General features: G+C 65.7%; 22 protein-coding genes. 5 read left to right on the top strand and 17 right to left on the bottom strand.

All coding sequences use genetic code 11. The annotated features are described in order from the left end of the window. Positions 1–144 precede the first annotated feature (144 nt). The 8 genes from AC6R19_RS16095 to AC6R19_RS16060 all read right to left on the bottom strand — a co-directional run bounded on the left by AC6R19_RS16095 (position 145) and on the right by AC6R19_RS16060 (position 8,025). Positions 145–852, bottom strand: a complete 708-nt coding sequence (locus tag AC6R19_RS16095) for an alpha/beta fold hydrolase (protein WP_500580863.1) — start codon at positions 850–852, stop codon at positions 145–147. A gap of 48 nt (positions 853–900) precedes the next feature. After that, entirely contained in the window at positions 901–2,448 is a 1,548-nt protein-coding gene (locus tag AC6R19_RS16090; protein ID WP_500580862.1) for a phosphoenolpyruvate carboxykinase, read from the bottom strand. Between the two features lie 621 nt (positions 2,449–3,069). After that, entirely contained in the window at positions 3,070–3,948 is an 879-nt protein-coding gene (gene hslO / locus AC6R19_RS16085) for an Hsp33 family molecular chaperone HslO (protein ID WP_500580861.1), read from the bottom strand. Between the two features lie 73 nt (positions 3,949–4,021). Then, positions 4,022–4,459, bottom strand: a complete 438-nt coding sequence (locus AC6R19_RS16080) for a DUF4124 domain-containing protein (RefSeq protein ID WP_500580860.1) — start codon at positions 4,457–4,459, stop codon at positions 4,022–4,024. A 23-nt stretch (positions 4,460–4,482) separates the two neighbouring features. Next, the gene (locus AC6R19_RS16075) at positions 4,483–5,973 is read right to left on the bottom strand and encodes a S1C family serine protease (RefSeq protein WP_500580859.1); all 1,491 of its coding nucleotides are present in this window, start codon (positions 5,971–5,973) and stop codon (positions 4,483–4,485) included. A gap of 49 nt (positions 5,974–6,022) precedes the next feature. After that, positions 6,023–6,400, bottom strand: a complete 378-nt coding sequence (locus tag AC6R19_RS16070; protein ID WP_500580858.1) for an RNA-binding S4 domain-containing protein — start codon at positions 6,398–6,400, stop codon at positions 6,023–6,025. Positions 6,401–6,594: 194 nt separating this feature from the next. Further along, the gene (gene yrfG / locus AC6R19_RS16065) at positions 6,595–7,272 is read right to left on the bottom strand and encodes a GMP/IMP nucleotidase (RefSeq protein ID WP_500580857.1); all 678 of its coding nucleotides are present in this window, start codon (positions 7,270–7,272) and stop codon (positions 6,595–6,597) included. A 75-nt stretch (positions 7,273–7,347) separates the two neighbouring features. Next, a complete protein-coding gene (locus AC6R19_RS16060; protein ID WP_500580856.1) occupies positions 7,348–8,025 on the bottom strand; it encodes a lysoplasmalogenase in 678 nt (225 codons plus the stop codon). Positions 8,026–8,152: 127 nt separating this feature from the next. On the opposite strand from AC6R19_RS16060, the gene cysK reads away from it, so the two are divergent. The 5 genes from cysK to AC6R19_RS16035 all read left to right on the top strand — a co-directional run bounded on the left by cysK (position 8,153) and on the right by AC6R19_RS16035 (position 11,690). After that, positions 8,153–9,070 carry a cysteine synthase A gene (gene cysK, locus AC6R19_RS16055; protein WP_500580855.1) on the top strand — a complete coding sequence of 306 codons (918 nt, stop codon included), beginning with the start codon at positions 8,153–8,155 and terminating at the stop codon, positions 9,068–9,070. Between the two features lie 446 nt (positions 9,071–9,516). Next, positions 9,517–10,356, top strand: a complete 840-nt coding sequence (gene cysQ / locus AC6R19_RS16050) for a 3'(2'),5'-bisphosphate nucleotidase CysQ (RefSeq protein ID WP_500580854.1) — start codon at positions 9,517–9,519, stop codon at positions 10,354–10,356. A gap of 93 nt (positions 10,357–10,449) precedes the next feature. Then, positions 10,450–10,656 carry a hypothetical protein gene (locus AC6R19_RS16045; protein ID WP_500580853.1) on the top strand — a complete coding sequence of 69 codons (207 nt, stop codon included), beginning with the start codon at positions 10,450–10,452 and terminating at the stop codon, positions 10,654–10,656. Between the two features lie 153 nt (positions 10,657–10,809). Beyond that, positions 10,810–11,091, top strand: coding sequence for a type II toxin-antitoxin system HicB family antitoxin (locus AC6R19_RS16040; protein ID WP_500580852.1), 282 nt, complete (start codon positions 10,810–10,812; stop codon positions 11,089–11,091). A 32-nt stretch (positions 11,092–11,123) separates the two neighbouring features. Continuing rightward, a complete protein-coding gene (locus AC6R19_RS16035; protein WP_500580851.1) occupies positions 11,124–11,690 on the top strand; it encodes an outer membrane protein in 567 nt (188 codons plus the stop codon). A gap of 74 nt (positions 11,691–11,764) precedes the next feature. Here the strand turns inward: AC6R19_RS16035 and AC6R19_RS16030 are convergent, their stop codons facing one another. From AC6R19_RS16030 to AC6R19_RS15990, 9 genes are all read right to left on the bottom strand, one after another. Then, on the bottom strand, positions 11,765–12,805 hold the full coding sequence (locus AC6R19_RS16030; protein ID WP_500580850.1) for a hypothetical protein: 1,041 nt from the start codon (positions 12,803–12,805) through the stop codon (positions 11,765–11,767). A 103-nt stretch (positions 12,806–12,908) separates the two neighbouring features. Further along, entirely contained in the window at positions 12,909–13,349 is a 441-nt protein-coding gene (locus tag AC6R19_RS16025; protein WP_500580849.1) for a hypothetical protein, read from the bottom strand. A 63-nt stretch (positions 13,350–13,412) separates the two neighbouring features. Further along, positions 13,413–14,024 carry a 2OG-Fe(II) oxygenase gene (locus AC6R19_RS16020; protein WP_500580848.1) on the bottom strand — a complete coding sequence of 204 codons (612 nt, stop codon included), beginning with the start codon at positions 14,022–14,024 and terminating at the stop codon, positions 13,413–13,415. A gap of 13 nt (positions 14,025–14,037) precedes the next feature. Continuing rightward, a complete protein-coding gene (locus tag AC6R19_RS16015; protein WP_500580847.1) occupies positions 14,038–15,483 on the bottom strand; it encodes a DUF58 domain-containing protein in 1,446 nt (481 codons plus the stop codon). Beyond that, a complete protein-coding gene (locus AC6R19_RS16010) occupies positions 15,480–16,493 on the bottom strand; it encodes an AAA family ATPase (protein WP_500580846.1) in 1,014 nt (337 codons plus the stop codon). Before AC6R19_RS16010 ends, AC6R19_RS16015 begins: the two co-directional genes overlap by 4 nt. Beyond that, positions 16,490–17,794 carry a DUF4350 domain-containing protein gene (locus AC6R19_RS16005; RefSeq protein WP_500580845.1) on the bottom strand — a complete coding sequence of 435 codons (1,305 nt, stop codon included), beginning with the start codon at positions 17,792–17,794 and terminating at the stop codon, positions 16,490–16,492. The genes AC6R19_RS16010 and AC6R19_RS16005 overlap by 4 nt, the downstream gene beginning before the upstream one ends. Beyond that, the gene (locus AC6R19_RS16000; RefSeq protein ID WP_500580843.1) at positions 17,784–19,403 is read right to left on the bottom strand and encodes a hypothetical protein; all 1,620 of its coding nucleotides are present in this window, start codon (positions 19,401–19,403) and stop codon (positions 17,784–17,786) included. The genes AC6R19_RS16005 and AC6R19_RS16000 overlap by 11 nt, the downstream gene beginning before the upstream one ends. Continuing rightward, complete coding sequence (locus AC6R19_RS15995; RefSeq protein ID WP_500580842.1) at positions 19,393–20,403, bottom strand: stage II sporulation protein M; 1,011 nt, start codon at positions 20,401–20,403, stop codon at positions 19,393–19,395. The genes AC6R19_RS16000 and AC6R19_RS15995 overlap by 11 nt, the downstream gene beginning before the upstream one ends. Next, the gene (locus tag AC6R19_RS15990) at positions 20,400–21,092 is read right to left on the bottom strand and encodes an RDD family protein (RefSeq protein ID WP_500580841.1); all 693 of its coding nucleotides are present in this window, start codon (positions 21,090–21,092) and stop codon (positions 20,400–20,402) included. Before AC6R19_RS15990 ends, AC6R19_RS15995 begins: the two co-directional genes overlap by 4 nt. Positions 21,093–21,110: the final 18 nt, after the last annotated feature.

Here is a 21,110-nt window from a genome sequence, read left to right as displayed (position 1 = left end):
CCTTCTGGTTTAAGGCGCTTAGCGACCTTGTGATTCAATCTCAACCAGATTAGGGGACTGACCCCTTCCAAAGCTAGATCAATGCCTCGCCGCTTTATTACATCTCCTACATGGTGGTCCTGCGAGTCCCGTTTTTCGGCACCCTCAGCAATGGCCAACGGCCGCTGCCCGCCAGCGATCGATTTCCCGCGCCAGCAGGCCCGGGGCCTCCAGAGGCAACATATGGCCCGCCCCGGGCAGCTCGCACACGGGGGCGTGCCGGGCCATGGCGGCCATCCAGTCGCGGTTCACCAGCTGGTCCAGCTCGCCGTAGCAGTAACTCACCTTGGCACCCAGCGCCGCCAGCGGCGTGTACAGGTCCGGCCGCTCGCTGGTGGCCGACAGCTGGGTCATCAGGGTGGCCTGCCCCAGGCGTTGGTCCATGGCCTTCATGCAGCCGGCGATGGCAGGGTTGGCCAGATTGGCCGGCGCCACCATCTGCGCGATCTTGCGGTCGCTCAGGCCGCCGTAGCCCTGGCGCTGGACCCAGGCCAGGAGCTGGCGCCGCTGCTTCACTTCCTCCGCGGGCAGGGCGCAGGGGCTGTTGGCGGCGACCATGACCCGCGCAAAGCGATCCGGCGCCGCCACGGCCAGGGCCGCGGCTAGGTAGCCGCCGAGGGAAAAGCCCAGCAGGTCCACCGGCGTGTCCGGCAACTGTGCCAGCAGCGCCTCCACCAGCGCGGGCACCGAGTCCGCATCGGGAATCGGCAGGTGAACGAGGGGCAGCGGCTCGAGCTGCGGGCGCAGGAGCTGCCACAGCTGCTGGTCGCACATGGTGCCGGGAATGGCGTAGAGGGGCGATGGGTCGGTCATGGGAGGGGCAAAACCCGAGCCCCGCTCGGGGGGGCCGGGTTTTCGGGTTTAAGCCTGCGGTCCCGCGGCTTTCACCTCGTCGCTGACCTTGAACTTCTCGATGTTCTCGGCGAACAGCTTGGCCAGCTTGCCGGCCTGGTCGTCGTAGGCGGCCTTGTCGGCCCAGGCTTCACGCGGGTTCAGGTAGGCCTTGTCCACACCAGGCACTGCCAGCGGGATATCCAGGTTGAGGGCGTCCAGGTGCTCGGTTTCGACGCCTTCCAGGGCGCCGCTCTGGATGGCGGCCACCACGGCGCGGGTCACCGGGATCGGGAAGCGCTTGCCCTTGTCGCCGGAGCCGCCGGTCCAGCCGGTGTTGACCAGGTAGACCCTGGAGCCGAAGTCCTCGATGCGCTTCATCAGCAGGTCCGCGTACTCGCGCGGGGCGCGCGGCATGAAGGGCGCGCCGAAGCAGGTGGAGAAGGTGGGGTGGATACCCGCCTCGGCGCCAAGTTCGGTGGAGCCGACGCGGGCGGTGTAGCCGGACAGGAAGTGGTAGGCCGCGGCCTCCTTGGAAAGGATGGCCACCGGCGGCAGCACGCCGGACACGTCGCAGGTCAGGAAGATCACGTTCTTCGGCTCGCCGGCGCGGTTTTCCAGCTGGCGCTTCTCCACGTGCTCCAGCGGGTAGGAGCAGCGGCCGTTCTCGGTCAGGCTGGTGTCGTCGTAGTCGGGGGTGCCCTTCTCGTCGGTCACCACGTTCTCGACGATGGCGCCGAAGCGGATGGCGTCCCAGATGACCGGCTCGTTCTCGCGGCTCAGGTTGATGGTCTTGGCGTAGCAGCCGCCCTCGATATTGAACACCGCGCCCTTGGCCCAGCCGTGCTCGTCGTCGCCGATCAGGAAGCGCTCCGGGTCGGCGGACAGGGTGGTCTTGCCGGTGCCGGACAGGCCGAAGAAGAGGCAGGTGTCGCCGTCGGCGCCGACGTTGGCGGCGCAGTGCATCGGCATCACATCCTTCTCCGGCAGCAGGAAGTTCTGCACCGAGAACATGGCCTTCTTCATCTCGCCGGCGTAACGCATGCCGGCCAGCAGCACCTTGCGCGCGGCGAAGTTGATGATCACACAGCCCTCGGAGTTGGTGCCGTCGCGGGAGGGCTCGCAGGCGAAGTCGGCGGCGTGCAGTATGCGCCACTCTTCCTTGCCCTTGGGGTTGTACTTGTCGGCGCGGATAAACATGTTGCGCGCGAACAGGTTGTGCCAGGCGGTCTGGGTGGTCACGACGACCGGCAGGTAGTGGTCCTCGTCCTGGCCCACGTGCAGCTGCTGTACGAAGCGGTCGGAGCTGGCGACGAAGTCCTCGACGCGGTTCCACAGGGCGTCGAACTTGTCCTGCGGGAAGGCGCGGTTGACGCTGCCCCAGTCGATGCTGTCCGCGGTGGAGGCCTCTTCCACCACGAAGCGGTCCGCCGGGGAGCGGCCGGTGCGCGCGCCTGTCTCGGTTACCAGTGCGCCGGTGTCGGACAGCTTGCCCTCGCCGCGCGCCAGCGCCTGTTCAACCAATTGCGCCGGCGCCAGGTTCTTGAAGACCTGCGCGGTGTCGTCGATCTGTGCCATTCGTCGATTACCCGTGAAGTTGTATCAGTAAAAAATAGTCTGGGCCGCCACAGGGCGCGGCGGCCGGGCAAATTCGGGGGGCGCATTATGGCAAACTTCAATTTGCCCCGGTAGCAAGTCTGGTCGTTTTTTAATCGCTGACAGCGTTGTCAGGGAAAATTTTATGCTGGATTATTTGAAATTCGGATTGTGTAGTTTAACTACATTGATTTGATGGATTTTGGGTCCAGAATCCTCGTGTGGGGTGGGGGGCCTGTAGGAGCGCCGGGGCGGCCATCGCGTCCATGGCCGCGATAGTCCTCTCCGGATGGCACTGAGCCAGTGGGTTGGTGGATGCGCCCGGCGTGGATGCGCCCGGCGTGGATGCGCCCGGCGTGGAAGCGCTTAGCGCCTCAAGTTTCGGCGTTTACCGGGATTGGCTGGCCCGGGGTGAAGCGGTTTCGAGCGGCCCTGCTGGCGGTGATTACCCGGCAAAAAACCTCATCGGTAAATATTTGCCAGGTAATCACCGCCAGCAGGGCCGCGCGCAATGCCACCGGAGCGTCCCAGCCCTCGATGTGAACTCCGAAACTTGAGTTAGCGCTTATCCCCTCCCGGTTTTCCCGAGTCCCGAGCCCCGGATCAGTGCACGGTGGGCGGCGGGGCGTTGAACAGCGTTTCTATCTGCTCCCGGTCGAAGCGGTACTGTGTATTGCAGAACTGGCAGTCGGCGGCTATCTCGCCACCCTCCTGCTCCAGCAGCTGGTAGACCTCCTCGGGGCCCAGGGCGATCAGCGCGCGGGCGCTGCGCTCGCGGGAGCAGCTGCACCTGAAGCGGATATTGGCGGTGCCCAGCGCCGCCGGCTGCAGCTCGTGGAAGAGCCGGTGCAGCAGCTGGTCGTGGGGCAGCGAGTGCAGTTCCTCCGCGGTGACCGTCTCCGCCAAATGTTGGGCCGTCTCCCAGGCGTCGCGGTTCTCCTCTTCGGAGGCGGCGTTGTTGCCCGGCAGCACCTGCAGCATGATGCCGCCCACGGTGTCGGGGCTGGACTCTATCCAGAAGCGGGTGGCCAGCTGTTCCGACTGGGTGAAGTAGTCCTCCAGGCATTCCGCCAGGGTGTCCTTCTCCAACGGCACTATGCCCTGGTAGCGCTCGCCGTCCCGGGGATCGACGGTGATCGCCAGGGCGCCGCGGGGTCCGATCAGCTGGCGCAGGCTGGCCCCGTCATCTATCTGCGCCCCCTCGGCCACCCGGGCAATGCCGCGCAAGTCGCTGTGGTGGGTGCATTCGGCCAGAATCAGCGGCACGTCCCCCTCGCCCCGCGCCTGCAGTATCAGCAGGCCCTCGAACTTGAGGGTGGTGGAGAGCAGGCAGGCGGCGGCGAGGAATTCCCCCAGCAACCGGGCCACCGGTGGCGGCAGCTGGTTGTTCTCCAGCACGGCGCGGTAGGCGTCGGTGAGGGTCACCACCTGCCCGCGGATGTCGTGTCGGGAGAAGATAAAGCGTTCCAGCTGATCGGACATGGATGAGTGCCTCGGTAGAAAAACCGCGGGATTTTAGAGGTGGATATCCACAAATGGTAGTCGCGGCGGCGGGTCAGCCGCAGACGCGCTTCACTTCGCGCTGCAGCCGCGCGGCCTGCCGCTGGCGCTCGCGCTCGGTCATTTTTATTTCCTTGCCGTTTTCGTCGATAAACGCCACCCGGCCCTGCAGCATTTGCAGTTCCCTCCGCGCGGCATTGCAGGCCCTGGCCATCTGCTGTTGCTGCTCCAGCTGCCGGCGGCGCTGGCGGTCCTCGTATTCCCGCTCGGGATCGTTGTCCCGCCGGCCGGCGCTGCTCTTCTGCGGCCTGGTGGCGTCTGCGGAGTTGATCGGGCGCAGTTCGCCCTCGATATTCTCCGCCTTGGCCGCAAGCGGGGGGCGATCGCCGAAGTGCACCTTGCCGTTCTCGTCCACCCAGCGGTAGACCTCGTCGGCGTTAGCTGCCGCGGCCACAAGCAGCAGACCCAGTAACCCCCCGTACACGGTCCTCATGGCAATCTCCCTTCTACTGTCGGTTATTCATCCTTGTTGGCCAGGGTGCTGAAGAGTCCCTGGGAATGGCGGTGCGGTATGTGGTAGGTCTGCAGTATCAGCGGCTCCTGTTCGTGCGCGGCGGCGGCGTCCAGCACCATGCGGTAGCCGGCTTCGTCGCGCAGCTTCACGAAGGGCGCCTGGTTGTTTTCCATCAGCTGCGCGAACTCGTCGAAGTCCGCCACGCTGTGGCCGTTGACCGAGTCGATGATCCAGTTCTTCCAGTCGTGGTAGCCCAGGTTGACACCGGCCGGCAGCACCTTCAGCGCCACCACCAGCTCGCGGCGCTCATCGCTGTTCCACTGGTTGCGGGCGTAGAGGTAGTCGATCGGCGCCTTGGAGTGCCAGTTGTTGCCCCAGCGCTTGATCAGGTTCATATTCAGCGGCACGAACACCACCCCGCCGTAGATGTAGTAGCGCGGGCGCTGGTCGAACTGCTCCCCCAGCACCAGGGAGCGCGACGGCGGCGGCGCGGCCAGGGTGATCTCGGCGCTCCGCACCTTGCCGTCGCGGGAGAAGCGCACCGGCAGTCTGTCGCCCACGTGGTACTGGTCCACCGCGTAGTGGTAGTTGGTGCGCTGGTTCTCGCGCCACTCCACCGTGCGGTCCGCGGCCACCGGGTAGCCGTCCACCTCCAGCAGCACGTCGCCGGGCTTCAGCACCTGGGCGGCGGGGGAGTCGCCGAACACCTTGACGACCAGCGCGCCCTCCTGGTCCTCGCTCAAGCCGGCGGCCTTTTTCATCGACGGGCTCTCCATGCTCTGGGTCACCGCGCCCAGCTCGGGGAAGCCCTGGTGCACGCCGTCTTTGGCATCCTCCAATACATGCTCGATGACGCTCGGCGGTACGAAGTAGCCCAGGTTCTCGGCGCCCTGGTTGGTCTGCATGGCCACGCCGACGATGCGCCCGCCGGAGATCACCGGGCCGCCGCTGTTGCCGGGGTTGATGGCGGCGTCTATCTGCCCGGCCATCAGGTAGCTCTCGGCGTGGGCGTAGTACTGGTGCTCGACGCGCGACAGCACGCCGCGGGTGATGGACAGGGATTTGCCGCCGATGGGGTAGCCGTAGACGGTGACCTCCTCCTGCAGTTCCGGCAGCTCGCCCAGAGCCAGCGGGCGGGTGTCCTCGAAGAAGCTGTCGTCCTCCACCGTCAACAGCGCCAGGTCCGCGTCGTGGGACACGAACTGCACCTGGGCGCGGAATTTCTGCGCGTCGCCGTGGCGCTGCACCTGGATAAAGCTGCCGTTGGCGATGACGTGGGCGTTGGTGAGTATTCGCTTGCCGCTGATCACCGCGCCGGAGCCGGACAGCTGCTGGGCGTTCAGCAGCGCCCAGGGGTTGAAGTAATCCGGCGCCGCGGCGGTGGTGTAGATCTTGATGATGGAGCGTTTGAGCAGCTCGTGTTCGCGGCTGTCGGCGAGGGCGGACTGGACGGAGAGCAGTAACAGTACTGCGAGGGCGAAGAGTCTTTTCATCGTATACAGCGTCGTTATCAAATTGTGTGGAGCCCAGTTTAGCAGGCTATCAGTCCTGTTCGCGCAGGAAGCGGTGTATCTGCCGGCGCTGCTTCTTGTTGGGCCTGTCGCTGTGGATGCCGGCATTGCTGGCCTGGCGCTCGGCGCGAGCCTGTTCCCGTTTGGCGATGCTGGCATCGGTCTCGCGGTAGAGGGTGCGGGCGATATCGGCGCCGCGGCGCTGGTCGGACAGGGCCAGCACCTCTACCTCCAGCAGGTCCCAGCCCTGGCGGATACTCAGGGTGGTACCGGTGGTGATCTCCTTACTGGCTTTGACCCGCTGGCCGTCGGCGTGCACCTTGCCTCCCTCGATGGCCTGCTTGGCGAGACTGCGGGTCTTGAAGAAACGTGCGGCCCAGAGCCACTTGTCGATGCGTACTTTATCCATTGAGGTCGATTTTACTGTAGAGATGTATGCCCCCGTTGAAGAGGGCACCGATGTTTCGGCTATCGCGATGTGAGGTCTCGCCGCCGGTGGCCGCCCGGGAAATATTTACCGATGAGGTTTTTTCCCGGGCGGCCACCGGCGGCGGGACCGGATCGGAGCCACTGAGCTTTGCGGCATTCGTCCCATCAGTGGCTTCAGATCGCCATTATCTCGTCAAACCGGTGAATCGCCGGAAAATCGGCGATCTCGCGCATGGGACCGCGGCTGTCCGGTTGGCGGATGCACAGCAGCCGGGCGATGCCGTAGTCCCGCGCCGCGGCCAGTACCGTCTCGTTGTCGTCCACGAACAGGGTGCGGGCCGGATCGAAGTCGATCCGCTGCCGCAGCGCGGTCCAGAAGTGCAGGCTCTCCTTGGCGTGGCCCAGGTCGTGGGAGGAGACTATGCCGTCGAGCCAGCGGTCTATGCCGGTGATCTCCAGCTTGTGTTCCAGGCCGCGGCGGTGGGCATTGGTGACCAGGAAGACGCGTTTGTTCAGGTTGCGCAGCCCCTCGAGAAAGGGTTCGGTCTGCGGGCGCAGGGCTATGCGGTCCTCGATTTCCCGCAGTATCCCGGCCACGTCGAGTCTCAGCTCCCGGGTCCAGAAATCCAGGCAGTACCACTCCAGGGTGCCGCGGCGCGCCTCTATCTCCGCGTCCAGTTGCCGCTGCGCCCGCTCCAGCGGCAGGCCGTGGATCTCCGCGTAGCGTTTGGGCAGGTGGTCGAGCCAGAAGTGGTTGTCGTAGTGCAGGTCGAGCAGGGTGCCGTCCATATCCAGCAGCACTGCGTCTATGTCCTGCCAGTCGAATTTGGGCCAGTCGAGCATGGGTGACATGGATGAAGAGTACCTCGCGTTCGGTGGTGGAAATTGAGCATAGCCCGATTCTCTCCCACGCTGATGAACGCCTTATTATGCCCGCGCGCGGCCTATACCGTACAGCAGCGCCAGCTGGGCGCCGTAGTAGGTGACCATAATCGCGGTGCCCGCCAGCGGGAGCGGGGTCACGAACCTGTTAAGCGCGATCAGGGTATCCGAGATCATAAAGGTCACGGCGCCGGTGAACAGCAGCGCCGAGTCGCCCCTGTGGGCCGCCGCGCTGAGGGCCATGGCCACTATCGCCAGCAGATAGACCAGCACCGCCGGTGCCAGTTCGCCAGCCGCCGGCAGCAGCAGTTGCGCCAGCAGGGTGGCCGCCACCAGCACGGGCAGGCCGCGCAGCAGGGTGCGCTTGCAGCGCCAATCGTTCAAGCGAGCGGCGCCGCGCAGGAAATTGCCGGCATAGGTCAACTGGGCCAGCAGGAAGGCGCCGAGGCCGAACACGAACTGGTTGGGAAACTCCAGCGCCAGCAGCAGGTCACCGAGTGCCGACAGGGCCAGGGCCACCAGGGTCAGGCTGCGGGTGAGACCCGCGAGGTTCTGCAGTGCGATCAGCGCCAGTATTGCGATGGGCACTATCTTCAGCGAGGCCATCCAGGGGCCGCGCAGGCCGGCGGCGTCCAGGGCCATATAGGCGAAGGCGGTGGCGGCGAAGGCGATCGGCAGGCGCGTCTGCAGGGCGACGGAATGGCTGCTGGAAGTGGCGGTCATGGTTTTCTCGCGATTTTTATGGTTTTGTGGTTTGCTGGCGCCAGTATTCGGCAAAGTCCGCGGCGGTGCAATTGCCCGCCGCCGGCGAACAGATAGGACCGCGAACGGAAAAAGGAGAGCGTCGCGCATGAAGGCAGCCAATATCCTCGAAACCATCGGCAACACCCCCCACGTCAGGATCAATCGCCTGTTCCGTCCGGATATCGAGGTGTGGATGAAGGTGGAACGCTTCAATCCCGGCAGCAGCATCAAGGACCGCATCGCCCTGTCCATGGTCGAGGCGGCCGAGGCCAGCGGCGAACTGAAGCCTGGCGGTGTGATCATAGAGCCCACCTCCGGCAACACCGGTATCGGCCTGGCGATGGTGGCGGCGGTGAAGGGCTACCGGTTGATACTGACCATGCCGGAATCCATGTCGGTGGAGCGGCGCCAGGTGATGAAGGCGATGGGCGCGGAACTGGTGCTGACGCCGAAGGAGTTCGGCATGGGTGGTGCCATCGCCAGGGCGGAGGAGCTGAAGCAGGAAATTGAGAGCAGCTGGATACCGCAACAATTCCGCAACCCGGCCAATGTCCAGGCGCATCGCGAGACCACCGCCGAGGAGATACTGGCCGATTTCCCCGAGGGGCTGGACTACCTGGTTACCGGTGTCGGCACCGGCGGCCATATCACCGGCTGCAGCGAGGTACTGAAGGAAAAGTTTCCGAAAATGCAGACCTTCGCCGTGGAGCCGGAAAAATCCCCGGTGATCAGCGGCGGCGAGAAGGGCCTGCACCGCCTGCAGGGCATCGGTGCCGGTTTCGTGCCGGAGATTCTGAACACGGAAATACTGGACGACACCATCCTGATCAGTGAGGAGGACAGCTTCGAGATGGCGCGCCAGTGTGCGCTGCAGGAGGGCATCTTCGTCGGCATCTCCTCCGGCTCCGCCCTGGCGGCGGTGAAACAGCGCGAGGGCGACTTCGCTCCCGGCAGCCGCGTGCTGGTATTCAGCTACGATACTGGCGAGCGCTACCTGTCCATCGACGGACTCTTTCCGGCATAGTCCTGCTCCGGCGAAAAAATTGCCAACAAATAGGTCGATCGCGGTCGGACCGCTCCTACATAGGCAATTCGGCTCCCTGTAGCCCCTGTAGGCGCGGCCCATGGCCGCGAGATCAGCGATCTTTCAGCTTTCAAGCCGGCCAATAATGGCGCTGGCGCCATGGCCAGGCACCAGTGCCAGCGCGCCGGTACGCCGGGATAGGAGAGCATTTCATCCAACAGTGCGCGCGCTGGGGTATCGGTCGGCACCGCCGCCACCTCGCAGTGCAGGTGGTGAATCAGGCTGCCGGCGACTTCCTCCTATTCTGGCCGGAGGAGCGCCCGGATGTGACCGCCGAAGAGGTGCGTCGGCTGCGGGGCTGGGCTGAACGGAAAACCGGGAGCGGTGCCCGGGCCCAAGCAGCGCCAACTGCGTATAATGCCCCGCTCATAGAAACGGGAGCGGTTATGGACTGGGCACTGGATAACAAGGCATTGGTGGAGCGGGTGATCGAAATATGCACCCGCGCGGGGGAGGCGATTCTCGAGGTTTACAACAGCAGCGCCGGGCTGGAAGTGGACACCAAGGCGGACGACTCGCCAGTGACTGCCGCCGACCTGGCCGCGCACGCGGTGCTGGCGCCGGCGCTGGCGCAGCTGATCGACGGCGTGCCGGTGTTGTCGGAGGAGCAGGAGATGCCCTCCTTCGAGGAGCGCAGCCGCTGGCAGCGCTACTGGATCGTCGATCCGCTGGACGGCACCAAGGAGTTTATCCGCCGCAACGGTGAGTTCACGGTCAATGTGGCGCTGATCGAAAACGGCGAGCCGGTGCTGGGGGTGGTACATGTACCGGTACTGGGTATCACCTATGCCGGCGCCAAGGATCACGGCGCCTTCAAGCGCAATGCCGAGGGCGAAGAGGAAATCCGCGTGCGCGCCCTGCAGCCGCGCCTGGATGCCGGCGAGCCGGTGGAGCTGGTGGCCAGTCGCAGCCACGGTGCAGGCGCCGTGGACGAGTTGGTGGAGCGCATCGAGTCGAGCCTCGGAACGGTGGTCTGCAAAAACATGGGCAGTTCCCTGAAGCTGTGCCTGGTGGCCGAGGGCGCCGCGGATCTCTACCCGCGCCTGGCGCCCACCTGCGAGTGGGACACGGCCGCGGCCCAGGCCGTGGTGGAGGCCGCCGGCGGTACTGTGGTGGACGAGGACTTCCGCCTGCTGCGCTACAACACCAAGGACTCGCTGCTGAATCCCTTCTTCTATGTGATCGGCGACCCGGCGTTCGACTGGCGCGAATTGCTCACAAAGTAACCGGCCATCGTCTAAGCTTTATCTTACCCTGAGCCCGCGTACCGCGGGCTATTTCGGCGCCTTCCAGGCGAGAGTTCCGGTTGAGATAGAGCCATGTCCAGTGTCCGCAGTGCGCATATCAATATGAGCGAAAGTGAAATTCGCAGATTGCGCCGGCAACTGGAAACCGAGATCACCTGGCTGCAGCGGCAGATGGAGGAGATGGGCGGCTCCGGGTCGGAACTGGATATCTCCCTGCGACAAACCTACAAGGAAATGATCTTTTCCCGCCGCGCGCTGCTGGGCCGCATACCGCGCTGAGTAAATAAAAAATAACTGGCGGTTCGCCGCGCAAATGGCGACTCCCGTTCCGATTACGCCACTTTTCCGCGCGCCACTTTTTCACGCCTTACCGCCACGAAAAAATAAATTCCGTCTACGCTTGATGAGTTAACGCCATAAGAGTAACTCCTGATGCGCTATCCGGTCGTGGTCCACAATATCGAATACGCCGGCTTCGGCGCCATAGCGCCGGACCTGCCCCACTGTCACTGCCACGCCGATAGCCTGGACTCCGCGCTGCAGAAGATGGCCGAAACCATTGTGCAGCGGTTGGAGGAGCTGCGCGCTGTCGGCGATCCCCCACCGACGCCGGGAGACCTGGAAGCTCTGCGCAAAAACCCCGCCTTTCGCGGCGGTATCTGGGCCATCATCGACGTGGCCCCCAGCCACAGTTCCCCCAAAGCCGAACGCTGATTGCCGGCAATTAAGTTCCAAGGAAGGTCGTAATGAAGAAAATCCTGTTTGCTCTCGCCCTGGTTTACTCGACAGCGGCCGGTGCCCAGGCGTGGAACAACCCCTTCGAGGGCATCTGTGCCGGCGAGTACCGTGTGGTTGCCAATTTCGGTGCCGGCACCGCCCAACAGCAGATCAATAAAGATGACGACACCTTCGCCCAGGCCAGTATCGGCATAACCCCGACCGTGGGGGTGTGGCAGGTGGAGCTGCGCTATTCGAATTTCGACGACGGCAACATCTCCGTCGACCAGTACGGCGTCAACTTCAAGGTGGACTTTACCCTGAACTGTGATGTGCAGTGCCTCTACTGGATGGCGGGCTGGAACTACGGCGACTTCGATGTCGACAGGGTCAAGCGCGGCGGGGAGTTCGTCATCGTGGACCAGAGCGGCGACGATAACTACTGGAATGCCGGCGTCGGCTATCGCTACAACTGGACCGACTCCCTGGATACCTCGGTGGAGTACAACTATTACGACGTCGGCAGGCCGGTTTCCTACGACTTCGACCTGGGGCATCTGCGCTCGCTGACGTTGAATTTCGGTTACCGCTTCTGAGACTCGCGGCAGACTGACAAATCGTTCGCGGCCAACGGCGGACGGCCGCGATCTGTTTCGCTAGCGGCACTCGATCAGAAGGCGTAACTCAGACTCATATTGAGCCCCTCCTCCCGCGCCAGCTGGAAGCCGTTGTAATCGGCGGACAGGCTGCCGACCCACTCCAGCCCCAGGCGCACACCGGCCAGTGTTCCCTCCTGGCCGACCAGGTTCACACCCAGCCCGTAGTCGACGAATTCGCCGCCGTAGTTGGCCTGCAGATCCGGCGGGCTGGAGTGGTTGTGGGGGCCCTCGTAGTGGCCGTTGATGTCCCCCTCCTTCGAATACGAAAGCCGCGCCGACAGGCTGATCCAGTTTGCCGCGCGGTAGGCGCTCCAGGCGGTGGCACCGTAGCGCTCGCCGAAGGCGAAGCCGGAGTCGTTCTCGTCCTCCAGCGGCAGCCGCGCGGACAGCTGCGCGCCCCAGCTCAGCCTTTCCCGCGCACTGGTATAGGTGATCGACGGCAGCAGGTCCCAGGTGCCGGTGCCCGGCTGCATGCCGTAGTGGGTGAAAGTGCCGTCGGCATTCCTCTCATCCACCGAGCCGGTAGGTGCACTGAGGCCCAGGGTCGCGTGCAGCCGGTAGCCCTGGGTATCCGCGATGCGGAAGAGGCCGCCGACGATGGTGTCGCCGATGCCGGACACGTCGTGTTCGTGGCCGCCCATCATATGGCCGTCGTGCGTATCGCCCATATGGCCGTGGCCGCCGTCGATCATTTCCATCGACATATCCATGCGCATGTACTGGGGCATCAGCATCAGGGTCAGGTCGTCGGACACCGCGTACATGATGTCCAGCATATGCATTTCCATCGTCATGCCGGTGGGCATCATCGAGAAGCCGGCCATGCCCAGCTCCATGGCGCCCACCCTGTCGGAGCCGTTATAGATGTCGCTGTATTCCTCGCGCATGGAGCGGTAGCCGAACATCCACTCGCCTTTCGCGTGTAGGTGGTCGGCCATAACGCCGGCCGGGGCGTGGCCCTCGGGCAGGTAATTGGGACTGCCCTCGTGGGCGAAAGCCGGCTGCGCGCAGCAGATGGCGGTTGCCAGAATCGTTTTGTGGAAGCTGTTCATCGTGTTTTTCCCGTGCAGGCGCGGTCGCCGCCCGGCGGCGGCCGCTGTCAATCTGGCCCGCGGCAATACGGCGATTGTCGCGAACAAAAATATTCATGGAGATCTATGCGGAGCGGGAAAAGGGCGGGCCGCGCTTCGGCGGCAGAAGGTAGTGGCGCCGGGGCAGCGGCAGTTCCAGGCCACTGTCCGGTGCGGGCAGGGTGCCGGTGGTGAGAAAAGGCAGCTCCAGCGTCGGCGCCGCGGCTGTGTTCGCGCCGGCGGAGAAGCTGCAGTGGTTGTCGGCAAAGGTCTGCGCCGTCAGCGCGCCGTGCCGGTGGCCGTCATCCTTATGGCCATGGTGGGAATACGAAAGGGCGCTGAGCAGCAGCGCGCTGCGGCCGTCGCCGTGGCAGAGATCGTAGGGTGTACCGGCGGCGACGGAGGCGGGCATAAAGCCCGCCGGCACCAGGCCGCGGGCGGCGAGAAAGACGCACAGCAGCAGCGCGGCCTGCCATGGAGACAGACGCGCGGATAACAGCGGCCTGGGTCTTTTGCGTTGTGCCATTGTCGTTATCGGAATTGGCCTCCCTGGCAATTTAGCGCAGGTTATTCCTTTGTGCCAAGGCAATCAACGCAACAGGGATTTCACCTTTGCGCTCAACCGGTGGAAGAACCGGTGCTTGGCCCTGGCTCCACCGTCGGTGAGGTAGTTGATCTGGATGGCCTGGCGCCGGCCCTCGAAGCCGGGGTAGCCGTGCCAGCAGTTGTCGGTCACCTTGAAGGCCACCAGCGAGCCGGGTCCGGGCAGCAGCTCCTCGGCGAAGTCATCCATATCGGTGCCGTTGCGCAGTATGCGCAGGCGGCCGGTCTCCGCCTCCCAGCTTTCGTTCAGGTAGACCAGGATGGTGACCAGTTTGCTCTTGGAGTCGGTGTGAATGCGACCGTCCTTCGCGCGGGAATAGCCGCGCAGGGTTGCCATCATCGGCTTGTCCATCACATCGACGGCAAACTTCTCGCCGACGATCCTGCGAATCTCCTCGCTGTCGAACTGTTCGACAAACCGGCGGAAATTCTCCGACGTCTCTACATCGTCGATATTGAAACTTCCCCCTTTCTCCAGCGGGGGGAAGTCGTCTATCAGGGCCTGGATATGTTCCGGGCTGACCGAGCGTTCCAGGTAGAAGTAGGGGAAAGGGTCGGTCTTTACCGCGGTGGCATTGATGTCGGTGATATTGAGCATAGGTTTTCTTATCCTAGATCCTGCCGCTGCGTTTCAGCTGCCAGTAACTTTCCACCAGCGCCATATGCAGCTGCTGGGGCTCCGAGTCCACCACCAGCACATTGCGCGCGCGCAGCTGCTGCAGCAGGCGCGCGCGGCGCTGCAGGAAGTCCCCGGCCGCGGCCGTGTCTATGGCGTCGGAAAAATTCTCCACCGGCCGCTGCAGCAGTTCGTCCACTGCCGTCTCGCGCAGGCTGGCCACCATCACCAGGTGGCGGCGCGACAGCAATTGTACCGCCGCCAGCAGTTCATCGCTGTCCTCGTCGCGCAGGTTGGTGACCAGTATCACCAGTGCGCGGCGCGGGTGCTTGGCCAGCAACTGCTGGGCGGCACCGGTGAAATCCGCGTTGGCGGTGCCCGAGTGCAGGTCGTAGACGTGGTTCAGCAGCAGGTTGATGCCGCCCTCCCCCTTCACTGGCGGCAGCTGGCCGCCGGAGCTGTTCTCGTCGGCGGCGAAGGCGTGCAGGCCCACCGCGTCGCCCTGCTTGATGGCCACATAGGCCGACAGCAGCAGCGCGTTCAGGGCGTGGTCGAAATGGGAGAGTTCGCCATCCTTGGCGCGCATGCGGCGGCCGCAGTCGAGCATGTAGACGATTTCCTGGTCGCGCTCGTCCTGGTACTCGCGGCTGATCAGCTTGCGCAGCCGCGCGCTGGCCCGCCAGTCCACCTGGCGCTGGCTGTCCCCCTCCCGGTATTCGCGCAGCTGGCGGAAATCCATGCCCTCGCCGCGGCGCTGCTGCTGGTGCAGGCCGAGGAAGCGCAGGCTCTGTTCGGTGGACAGGGCCTGCAGCGAGGAGATGCCGAGGAAATTGGGATAGACCTTGACCGACTGGGGCCGCCCCAGCAGCAGCTTCGCCTGCCACAGGCCCCAGGGGGAATCCGCCAGCACTTCAATCCGGCCGAAATCCGCGCGACCGCGGCGGTGGGGCACCAGCGGGTAGTCGATGGCCACCTCCTGCTGCGGGTCCAGCTGCGCGCAGCGCGGCAGCTGCTCGGCGCTGAGCTGCGCCGGCAGGCTGTCGCAGACATTCAACAGCAGCCGCCGCGGGCCGGAATTGCGCAGGGTCAGCCGCACGCGGTTGGGCACGCCCAGGGCCAAGTTGCCCGGCAGCCGACGCCCGGCCTCGAGGCCGGCGACCCGGCGCCCGGTGAGGAAATCCAGCGCAGCGCCGCCGAGCAGCAGCGCGCCGGCGATCCACCAGAGGTTCTCCAGGGCAGCCACACTCTGCGCAAACCAGATGCGCGCGGCGCTGACCAGCAGTGCCGCCAGGCACCAGTAGCCCAGCAGTTTTACCAGGCGGCGGCTGGGGCGAATGCCGGCCCTCCGCACCGGAATATCCGCGCTCTTCTCTGTCGCGGCGGCGGCTTTGTTTTCCGCTGGCGCGGGGCTTGGGGCCAGCGCTGCGGCGTCTCTGGTCACAGCCGCGGTGCCTCGACGGTATCGATAATCTGCGCCAGCACCGAGTCCGGCGTCTCGCCGTCGATTTCCATATCCGGCGACAGGCCGACCCGGTGGCGCATCACCGGAATGGCCATCGCCTTGATGTCGTCGGGCAGCACGAATTCGCGGCCGGCCAGGAGCGCCTGGGCGCGGGCCGCCTGCAGCAGGCCGATGCTGGCACGGGGGCCGGCGGCGCGGCGCAGCTGCGCGGACTCGCGGGTGGCGCGCACCAGGCGCACCGTATAGTCCAGCACCTGCTGGTCCAGGGCGACCTGCGGGATCAGCGCCTGCAACTGCTGCAGCTGCTCCACGGTCATCTGCCCCGCCGGCGGCTGCTGCAGCTGCTTCTCGATGCGGCCGCTGCTGGCGGCGGCGGCCAGTTTCAGCTCCGCCTCCAGGCTGGGGAAGTCGATCAGCACCTTGAGCAGGAAGCGGTCCAGCTCCGCCTCCGGCAGTGGGTAGGTGCCCTCCTGCTCGATCGGGTTCTGGGTGGCCAGCACCATAAAGGGTCGCGGCACCGGCAGCGCCTCGCCGTCGATGGTGACCTGTTTCTCCTGCATTACCTCCAGCAGCGCCGCCTGGGTTTTGGCCGGGGCGCGGTTGATCTCGTCTGCCAGCAGCAGGTTGGTGAACACCGGGCCGCGGCGCACCTCGAAGCGGCTCTCGCCCATGTGGTAGATGGCGTGGCCGGTCACATCCGCCGGCATCAGGTCCGGGGTGAACTGGATGCGGCGGAAGCTGCCGCCGAAGCAGTTGGCCAGGGAGCGCACCAGCAGCGTCTTGCCGAGGCCGGGCACGCCCTCCAGCAGCACGTGGCCGGAGGCCAGCAGCGCGATCAGCACCTGGTCCACTACCGCTTCCTGGCCGATCAGCAGTCGGTTGATGGCACTGCGCAGCAGCGCCAGCTGTGCCGATGCCGCCCGCCAGTCCGGACCGGTGGATTCGGCCTGGCCCTGTTGTTGTTCGGATTGGTAAGTGGTGTCGCTCATAGGGCTGCCTCGATTTGCTGCAGGTTGCGCATTCGTTCGGTAAACGCCTCTTCGCTGCGGGGCAGGTCGCCCCACAGGCAGGCGGCAATTTGGGATTCGCCCAGGTCCGTGCGGGCGCTGAGCCTTGTACACAGCTGGCGCCGGGTGGCCATATCGGCGTTGTCGCCGCCCAGGCGACGCAGCAGCCGCCCGCGCTGGCCGGCCAGCAGCCGCTCGCATTTCTCCGCGCGCCAGTAGTAGTGGCCGCAGGCGGAGATATGTTCCAGCAGGGAGCGCCGCGCCGTTTCCGGCTCCGGTGCCAGGGGGCCGAAGCGGCGCGCGCGGAACAGCAGCCAGGCCAGCAGCGCCAGGGCGCCGGCGAGGAAAAACTCGGCGGCGTAGCGGCGCGCCAGTTCGAACAGGGAGGCGAAGCGCGGCTGGGTCAGGAACACGAATTCGCCGTCGGAGGCCAGCAGGGCGAGGAAATAGGCGTGGTCGAAGTGGCCTATGCGCCGGTTCTGCCAGATGCCGCCGTCCGCGAGCAGGGTGATCAGGCCGTCGCCGCGCTCGAACTGCATGAAGGGCACGCCGGTGTCGTCGCGCCAGATCCTGGCCCAGAACACCGGCTCGCCGCCGGGTTCCCCGCCCTCGAGGGCCGGGTGGTAGAGCAGCAGGCTGGCGTCGAAGTGCAGCTGGTAGTCGCCGCCGTCGTCGCTCAGGGTGACCAGGTCCCCCGGGTCCACGTCCGGGTTGCGCGGCCTCTCCTCCTCCTGCGCTTCCTCCTCTTCGCTTGCCCCGCTCTCGCCCTGTTTTTCCCTGAGTTTGCGGTTGTGCTCGCGCAGCATCTCGCTGGCGCTCTTGCCCTCGTACTGATCGACGTCCTCGCCGAGCAGTTCCCGGAAGGGGTGTTCGAAGAAGTAGTCCTCGCGACCCTCCTCCAGGGTGACCCCCAGCTGTTCCAGCAACCAGTCCTGCTCGCTGAAATCGGATGTGTGGGCAACCACTATCGCGTGGCCGCCGAGTTCCACCCAGTCCAGCAGCTCGGCCACCCGCTGCGGGTTGTACGCCTGGCTGGAGCTGGCCAGGAAGAGGGTGTCGTCCGCTGCCAGGCTGGCGAGCACCGAGATATTGTCCGCGCGGCGGGACTGCAGCCCGGCGGCGGCGAGGAACTGCTCCGCGGCCAGGTATGGATTGCGCCAGGCTTCCGGGCTCCAGCCCAGGTCCACCTCCTCCTTGTAGCGCTCGAAGAACGCGAGGAAGAGGGCCACCAGGGCGGCGGCCAGCAGCAGGGCGAGCCCCAGCAGCAGGCGTTTAGCGCTCATGATCGAAGGCCTCCCGCCACTGGTCGCACAGGGTCTGCACGCTGGCCGTCTGCGGCGCGCGGTGGGCGTAGGCCAGCTGCTGCCAGGCGCCGGTCAGATGCTGGACGAAGTCGCTCAGCGCCGCGCCGACCGGTCTCAACTCTTCTTCTGGCCGCGGCGCCTCTTCACCTGGACGCGGCGCTCCAGGCTGCTGTTGGCGCTGCCGCACCAGCTGCGCGCACTCGCTCTCGGTCAGGTGATCGCCGAACTCGAACTGGTAGCCCTCGATCAGGTGCGCCAGGGTGGCGCGGTACAACAGGCCCAGGCCGCCGCGCCTGTCGCCGGCCTGCCACAGTCGCAATACCTCGGCGCAGACGTCGTCGGGCAGGCTCGACTGGCGCACGTCCAGGCCGAACAGCGTCTCCGGTGTCGTCCGCTTGGGCTGGGATATCCGACGCCGCCAGCGCAGGCTCTGCAGTATCGGCTCGCGATAGCGCCACAGCAGGTAGGACAGCAGGCCTGTGGCGGCGAGCCACAGCAGTATCTCGATCAGCAGGCCGACGGCGGGGCCCCAGTTGGAGTCCGCCTCGGCGTCGCCGCTGTCAAAGGAGAGGCTCTCCAGCCACTCGAGCAAGGCGATCACCCACTCGGGGTACTCGCCCTCCCTGCGGTCGATCTCCTTCAGGCGCCAGCCGCTGACCTCCTCCATCCTGTGGAAGTCCTCGCCGGCCAGCACCCGGTCGATGGTTTCGCGGGCCTGCTCCGGCGTGTCCGCCGCGTCGGCGCGGGCACCGTCCAGCGGCATCGCGGCGGCCGCGCCCAGGGCGCAGAGCAGCAACAGCTGGGCGGCGGCGGGTGCGCGGGAGTCGCGCTTTTCCCGCTGTTTCTGTTCCCGCAGGTGCCTGTCGCGCAGGCTGCGGAACTGGATTTCGATATCCCAGGCCTCCAGCTCTATGCGCCGGCCGATGTAGAGGCAGAAGCCACTGAGGATGTAGAAAGGGGCCACTGCGGCCATTACCAGCAGGGACAGCAGGTTGCTGCCCCACTCCAGCCACAGGGTGCCGCTGCCGAGCAGGGGTAACCATTCGACCTGCACCTGCTCGGGAATCAGCAGGTAGATGAGCGCCAGCAGCGCGAAGAAGAGGAAGGTCTCCAGGTGGATGCCGGTCAGAGTCAGCCAGGTGGCGGCACTGGCGTGCTTGCGATGCAGTACGCCGATGCGCGCGGCGCGGGCGCTGCCGCTGCTCTGTTCCAGCAGGGTCACCGGCATGTCGAAGGAGCGGGTCGCGCTGAGGCGGCGCCAGGTGATCCAGGGGAACCAGTCGCGGCGGTTCTGGGTGAAGAACTGTCGCAAGGCGGCTCCGACGGAAACGGTTTCGCCGAAGAGCGCGCGGCTGGCGATAAACAGCGGCAGCCGGTCGTACACCGGCTTCAGCCACCAGACCAGGAACAGGGCCCAGCCGGGGGAGTCGCGCAGCAGCCAGAAGGTGGCGGCAAACACCAGCGCTGCCGGTAGCAGCCACACCAGGAACAGCGGCCACCAGTGCCGGCGCGCCAGGGCTATACCCAGGTCGATGGATTCCCAGGGGGAGCGCAGGCGCGCGCGCACTGCCAGGCGGTCAAGATCCACGACGCACCTCTCTATTACCCAGGTGCGCCGCTTTACTATCCAGGTGCGCCGCTCCGCGCCCGGCGAACGCGAAATAGGCGAACACCAGCAGCCACAGAGCCGTGCCGACGGCCAGCTTGACGCCGATGGCCATCTGCGTACTGGATGACCAGAAGGCCTCGAGGAAGGCGGCGATCACCAGCATCAGGAAGGTGCCGTACATGATCTTCATCGCCTCGACGCTGGCCAGGCGCAGCGCCACCAGGCGCCGATGGCGGCCCGGATCCACCAGCGACTGTCCCAGCATCAGGCCGGCGGCACCGGCCAGCACTATCGCGGTCAGCTCGAAGGCGCCGTGGCCTATCACGAACGGATAGAAAGTCGACACGAAGCCGACGCGGGTGATGTGCCCGAACACCGCCCCCAGGTAGACGCCGTTGAAGACCAGGAAAAAGATCGAGCCCAGACCGAACAGCACGCCGCCGGCGAAGGTGCGGAAGGCGATGCCGATATTGTTCTTGATATAGAAGCCGAACATCATCAGGTCCGAGTCGGAGCCGCGCTCGCGCCCCAGCACCCGGTTGCCCGGGTCGTACATGGATTCGAACTGCAGCACCTGTGCCGGCGACATCACCGCGTAGATCAGCGCATCGTTCTTGTAGCTGCCGATGCCGAGCACCAGCGCCGGCAGCACAAACAGTACCGTGGCCAGCCACACGCTGCGGCTGTGCGCGCGCACTGCCCGGGGGAAGCCGGCCAGCAGGTACCAGAGCCAGGTGTTGCGGCGCAGCGTCTGCTGCTGGTAGACCCGGTGGTGGGCGGCCATCACCAGCCGGTTCAAGCGGTCGATCAGCTGGTTCGTATACTGGCGCTCCTTGGCCACCGCCAGCTGCTGGCAGAGACCGCGGTAGGCGGCGGGCAGGTCCAGCGCGGCGGTGTCGCCGGCGTCGCCGGTCTTGAGCCACTGCTCCAGCCGCTCCCAGCCGTCGCGGTAGCGGTTTTCGAAATCCCGCTGCTTCATCTGCCACCCGCCTGGCCGCCGAGGAGCCAGTTGCCCACGGCGCGCAGGTAGTCCAGCGCCGCTTTATCCTTTTTGCCGGTGACCGGCTCCAGCAGGTTGGCCAGCTCCCGCTGGCGCGCCTCGCTCAGTTCCCCGCCGCGCTCGGTCAGGCTGACCAGCGCCTGCTGGTCCGCAAGCTGCAGGCCGCGGGGCGGCGCCAGGGGCGCGACATCGGGCAGCGCCGTGTGCACCTTGTCCGCTTGGCGATAGACCACCAGTGTGCCGGCGGCCAGGTCTCCCAGGCGCTGGAAGTTGCGGCTGAGCGTCATGCTGATCACCCCCGCCGCGTAGGCCAAGGGCAGGAAGTCGGCGAAGCGCAGCAGGTTGCGCAGCAGGGAGGCCCCCCAGGAGACCGGGGTCAGGTTGTCGTTGACCACCATCAGGCCGAAGGCCTTCTTGCCCGGCGTCTGGCCGCCGCGCTTCACCTCGAAATAGACCGGGTAGAACCACTCCAGCAGGAAGGAACACACAAACCAGATCCCCATACCGGCGCGCTCGGCAAAGGCCAGCGCTATGCCGAGGGCGATGAGTATCAGGCTGCGGTAAAACACATCGACGCCGTAGGCGAGAATGCGCGGCACGGGCCCGGCGGCCTGTGCGCGCAGATCTATCCCCTCCGGGGTCTCGACGTTATAGGTGGTGTCCAGCAAACCACCACTCCCATCAGG

This window comes from Microbulbifer sp. SE14 (assembly GCF_059834885.1).
This window is presented reverse-complemented; position numbering and strand designations above follow the sequence as displayed.

Bases quoted from the DNA above. Each gene is read 5' to 3' on its own strand.
- AC6R19_RS16095 (WP_500580863.1), bottom strand. From the start codon at position 852: ATGACCGACCCATCGCCCCTCTACGCCATTCCCGGCACCATGTGCGAC.
- AC6R19_RS16090 (WP_500580862.1), bottom strand. From the start codon at position 2,448: ATGGCACAGATCGACGACACCGCGCAGGTCTTCAAGAACCTGGCGCCG.
- hslO (WP_500580861.1), bottom strand. From the start codon at position 3,948: ATGTCCGATCAGCTGGAACGCTTTATCTTCTCCCGACACGACATCCGC.
- AC6R19_RS16080 (WP_500580860.1), bottom strand. From the start codon at position 4,459: ATGAGGACCGTGTACGGGGGGTTACTGGGTCTGCTGCTTGTGGCCGCG.
- AC6R19_RS16075 (WP_500580859.1), bottom strand. From the start codon at position 5,973: ATGAAAAGACTCTTCGCCCTCGCAGTACTGTTACTGCTCTCCGTCCAG.
- AC6R19_RS16070 (WP_500580858.1), bottom strand. From the start codon at position 6,400: ATGGATAAAGTACGCATCGACAAGTGGCTCTGGGCCGCACGTTTCTTC.
- yrfG (WP_500580857.1), bottom strand. From the start codon at position 7,272: ATGTCACCCATGCTCGACTGGCCCAAATTCGACTGGCAGGACATAGAC.
- AC6R19_RS16060 (WP_500580856.1), bottom strand. From the start codon at position 8,025: ATGACCGCCACTTCCAGCAGCCATTCCGTCGCCCTGCAGACGCGCCTG.
- cysK (WP_500580855.1), top strand. From the start codon at position 8,153: ATGAAGGCAGCCAATATCCTCGAAACCATCGGCAACACCCCCCACGTC.
- cysQ (WP_500580854.1), top strand. From the start codon at position 9,517: ATGGACTGGGCACTGGATAACAAGGCATTGGTGGAGCGGGTGATCGAA.
- AC6R19_RS16045 (WP_500580853.1), top strand. From the start codon at position 10,450: ATGTCCAGTGTCCGCAGTGCGCATATCAATATGAGCGAAAGTGAAATT.
- AC6R19_RS16040 (WP_500580852.1), top strand. From the start codon at position 10,810: ATGCGCTATCCGGTCGTGGTCCACAATATCGAATACGCCGGCTTCGGC.
- AC6R19_RS16035 (WP_500580851.1), top strand. From the start codon at position 11,124: ATGAAGAAAATCCTGTTTGCTCTCGCCCTGGTTTACTCGACAGCGGCC.
- AC6R19_RS16030 (WP_500580850.1), bottom strand. From the start codon at position 12,805: ATGAACAGCTTCCACAAAACGATTCTGGCAACCGCCATCTGCTGCGCG.
- AC6R19_RS16025 (WP_500580849.1), bottom strand. From the start codon at position 13,349: ATGGCACAACGCAAAAGACCCAGGCCGCTGTTATCCGCGCGTCTGTCT.
- AC6R19_RS16020 (WP_500580848.1), bottom strand. From the start codon at position 14,024: ATGCTCAATATCACCGACATCAATGCCACCGCGGTAAAGACCGACCCT.
- AC6R19_RS16010 (WP_500580846.1), bottom strand. From the start codon at position 16,493: ATGAGCGACACCACTTACCAATCCGAACAACAACAGGGCCAGGCCGAA.
- AC6R19_RS16005 (WP_500580845.1), bottom strand. From the start codon at position 17,794: ATGAGCGCTAAACGCCTGCTGCTGGGGCTCGCCCTGCTGCTGGCCGCC.
- AC6R19_RS15995 (WP_500580842.1), bottom strand. From the start codon at position 20,403: ATGAAGCAGCGGGATTTCGAAAACCGCTACCGCGACGGCTGGGAGCGG.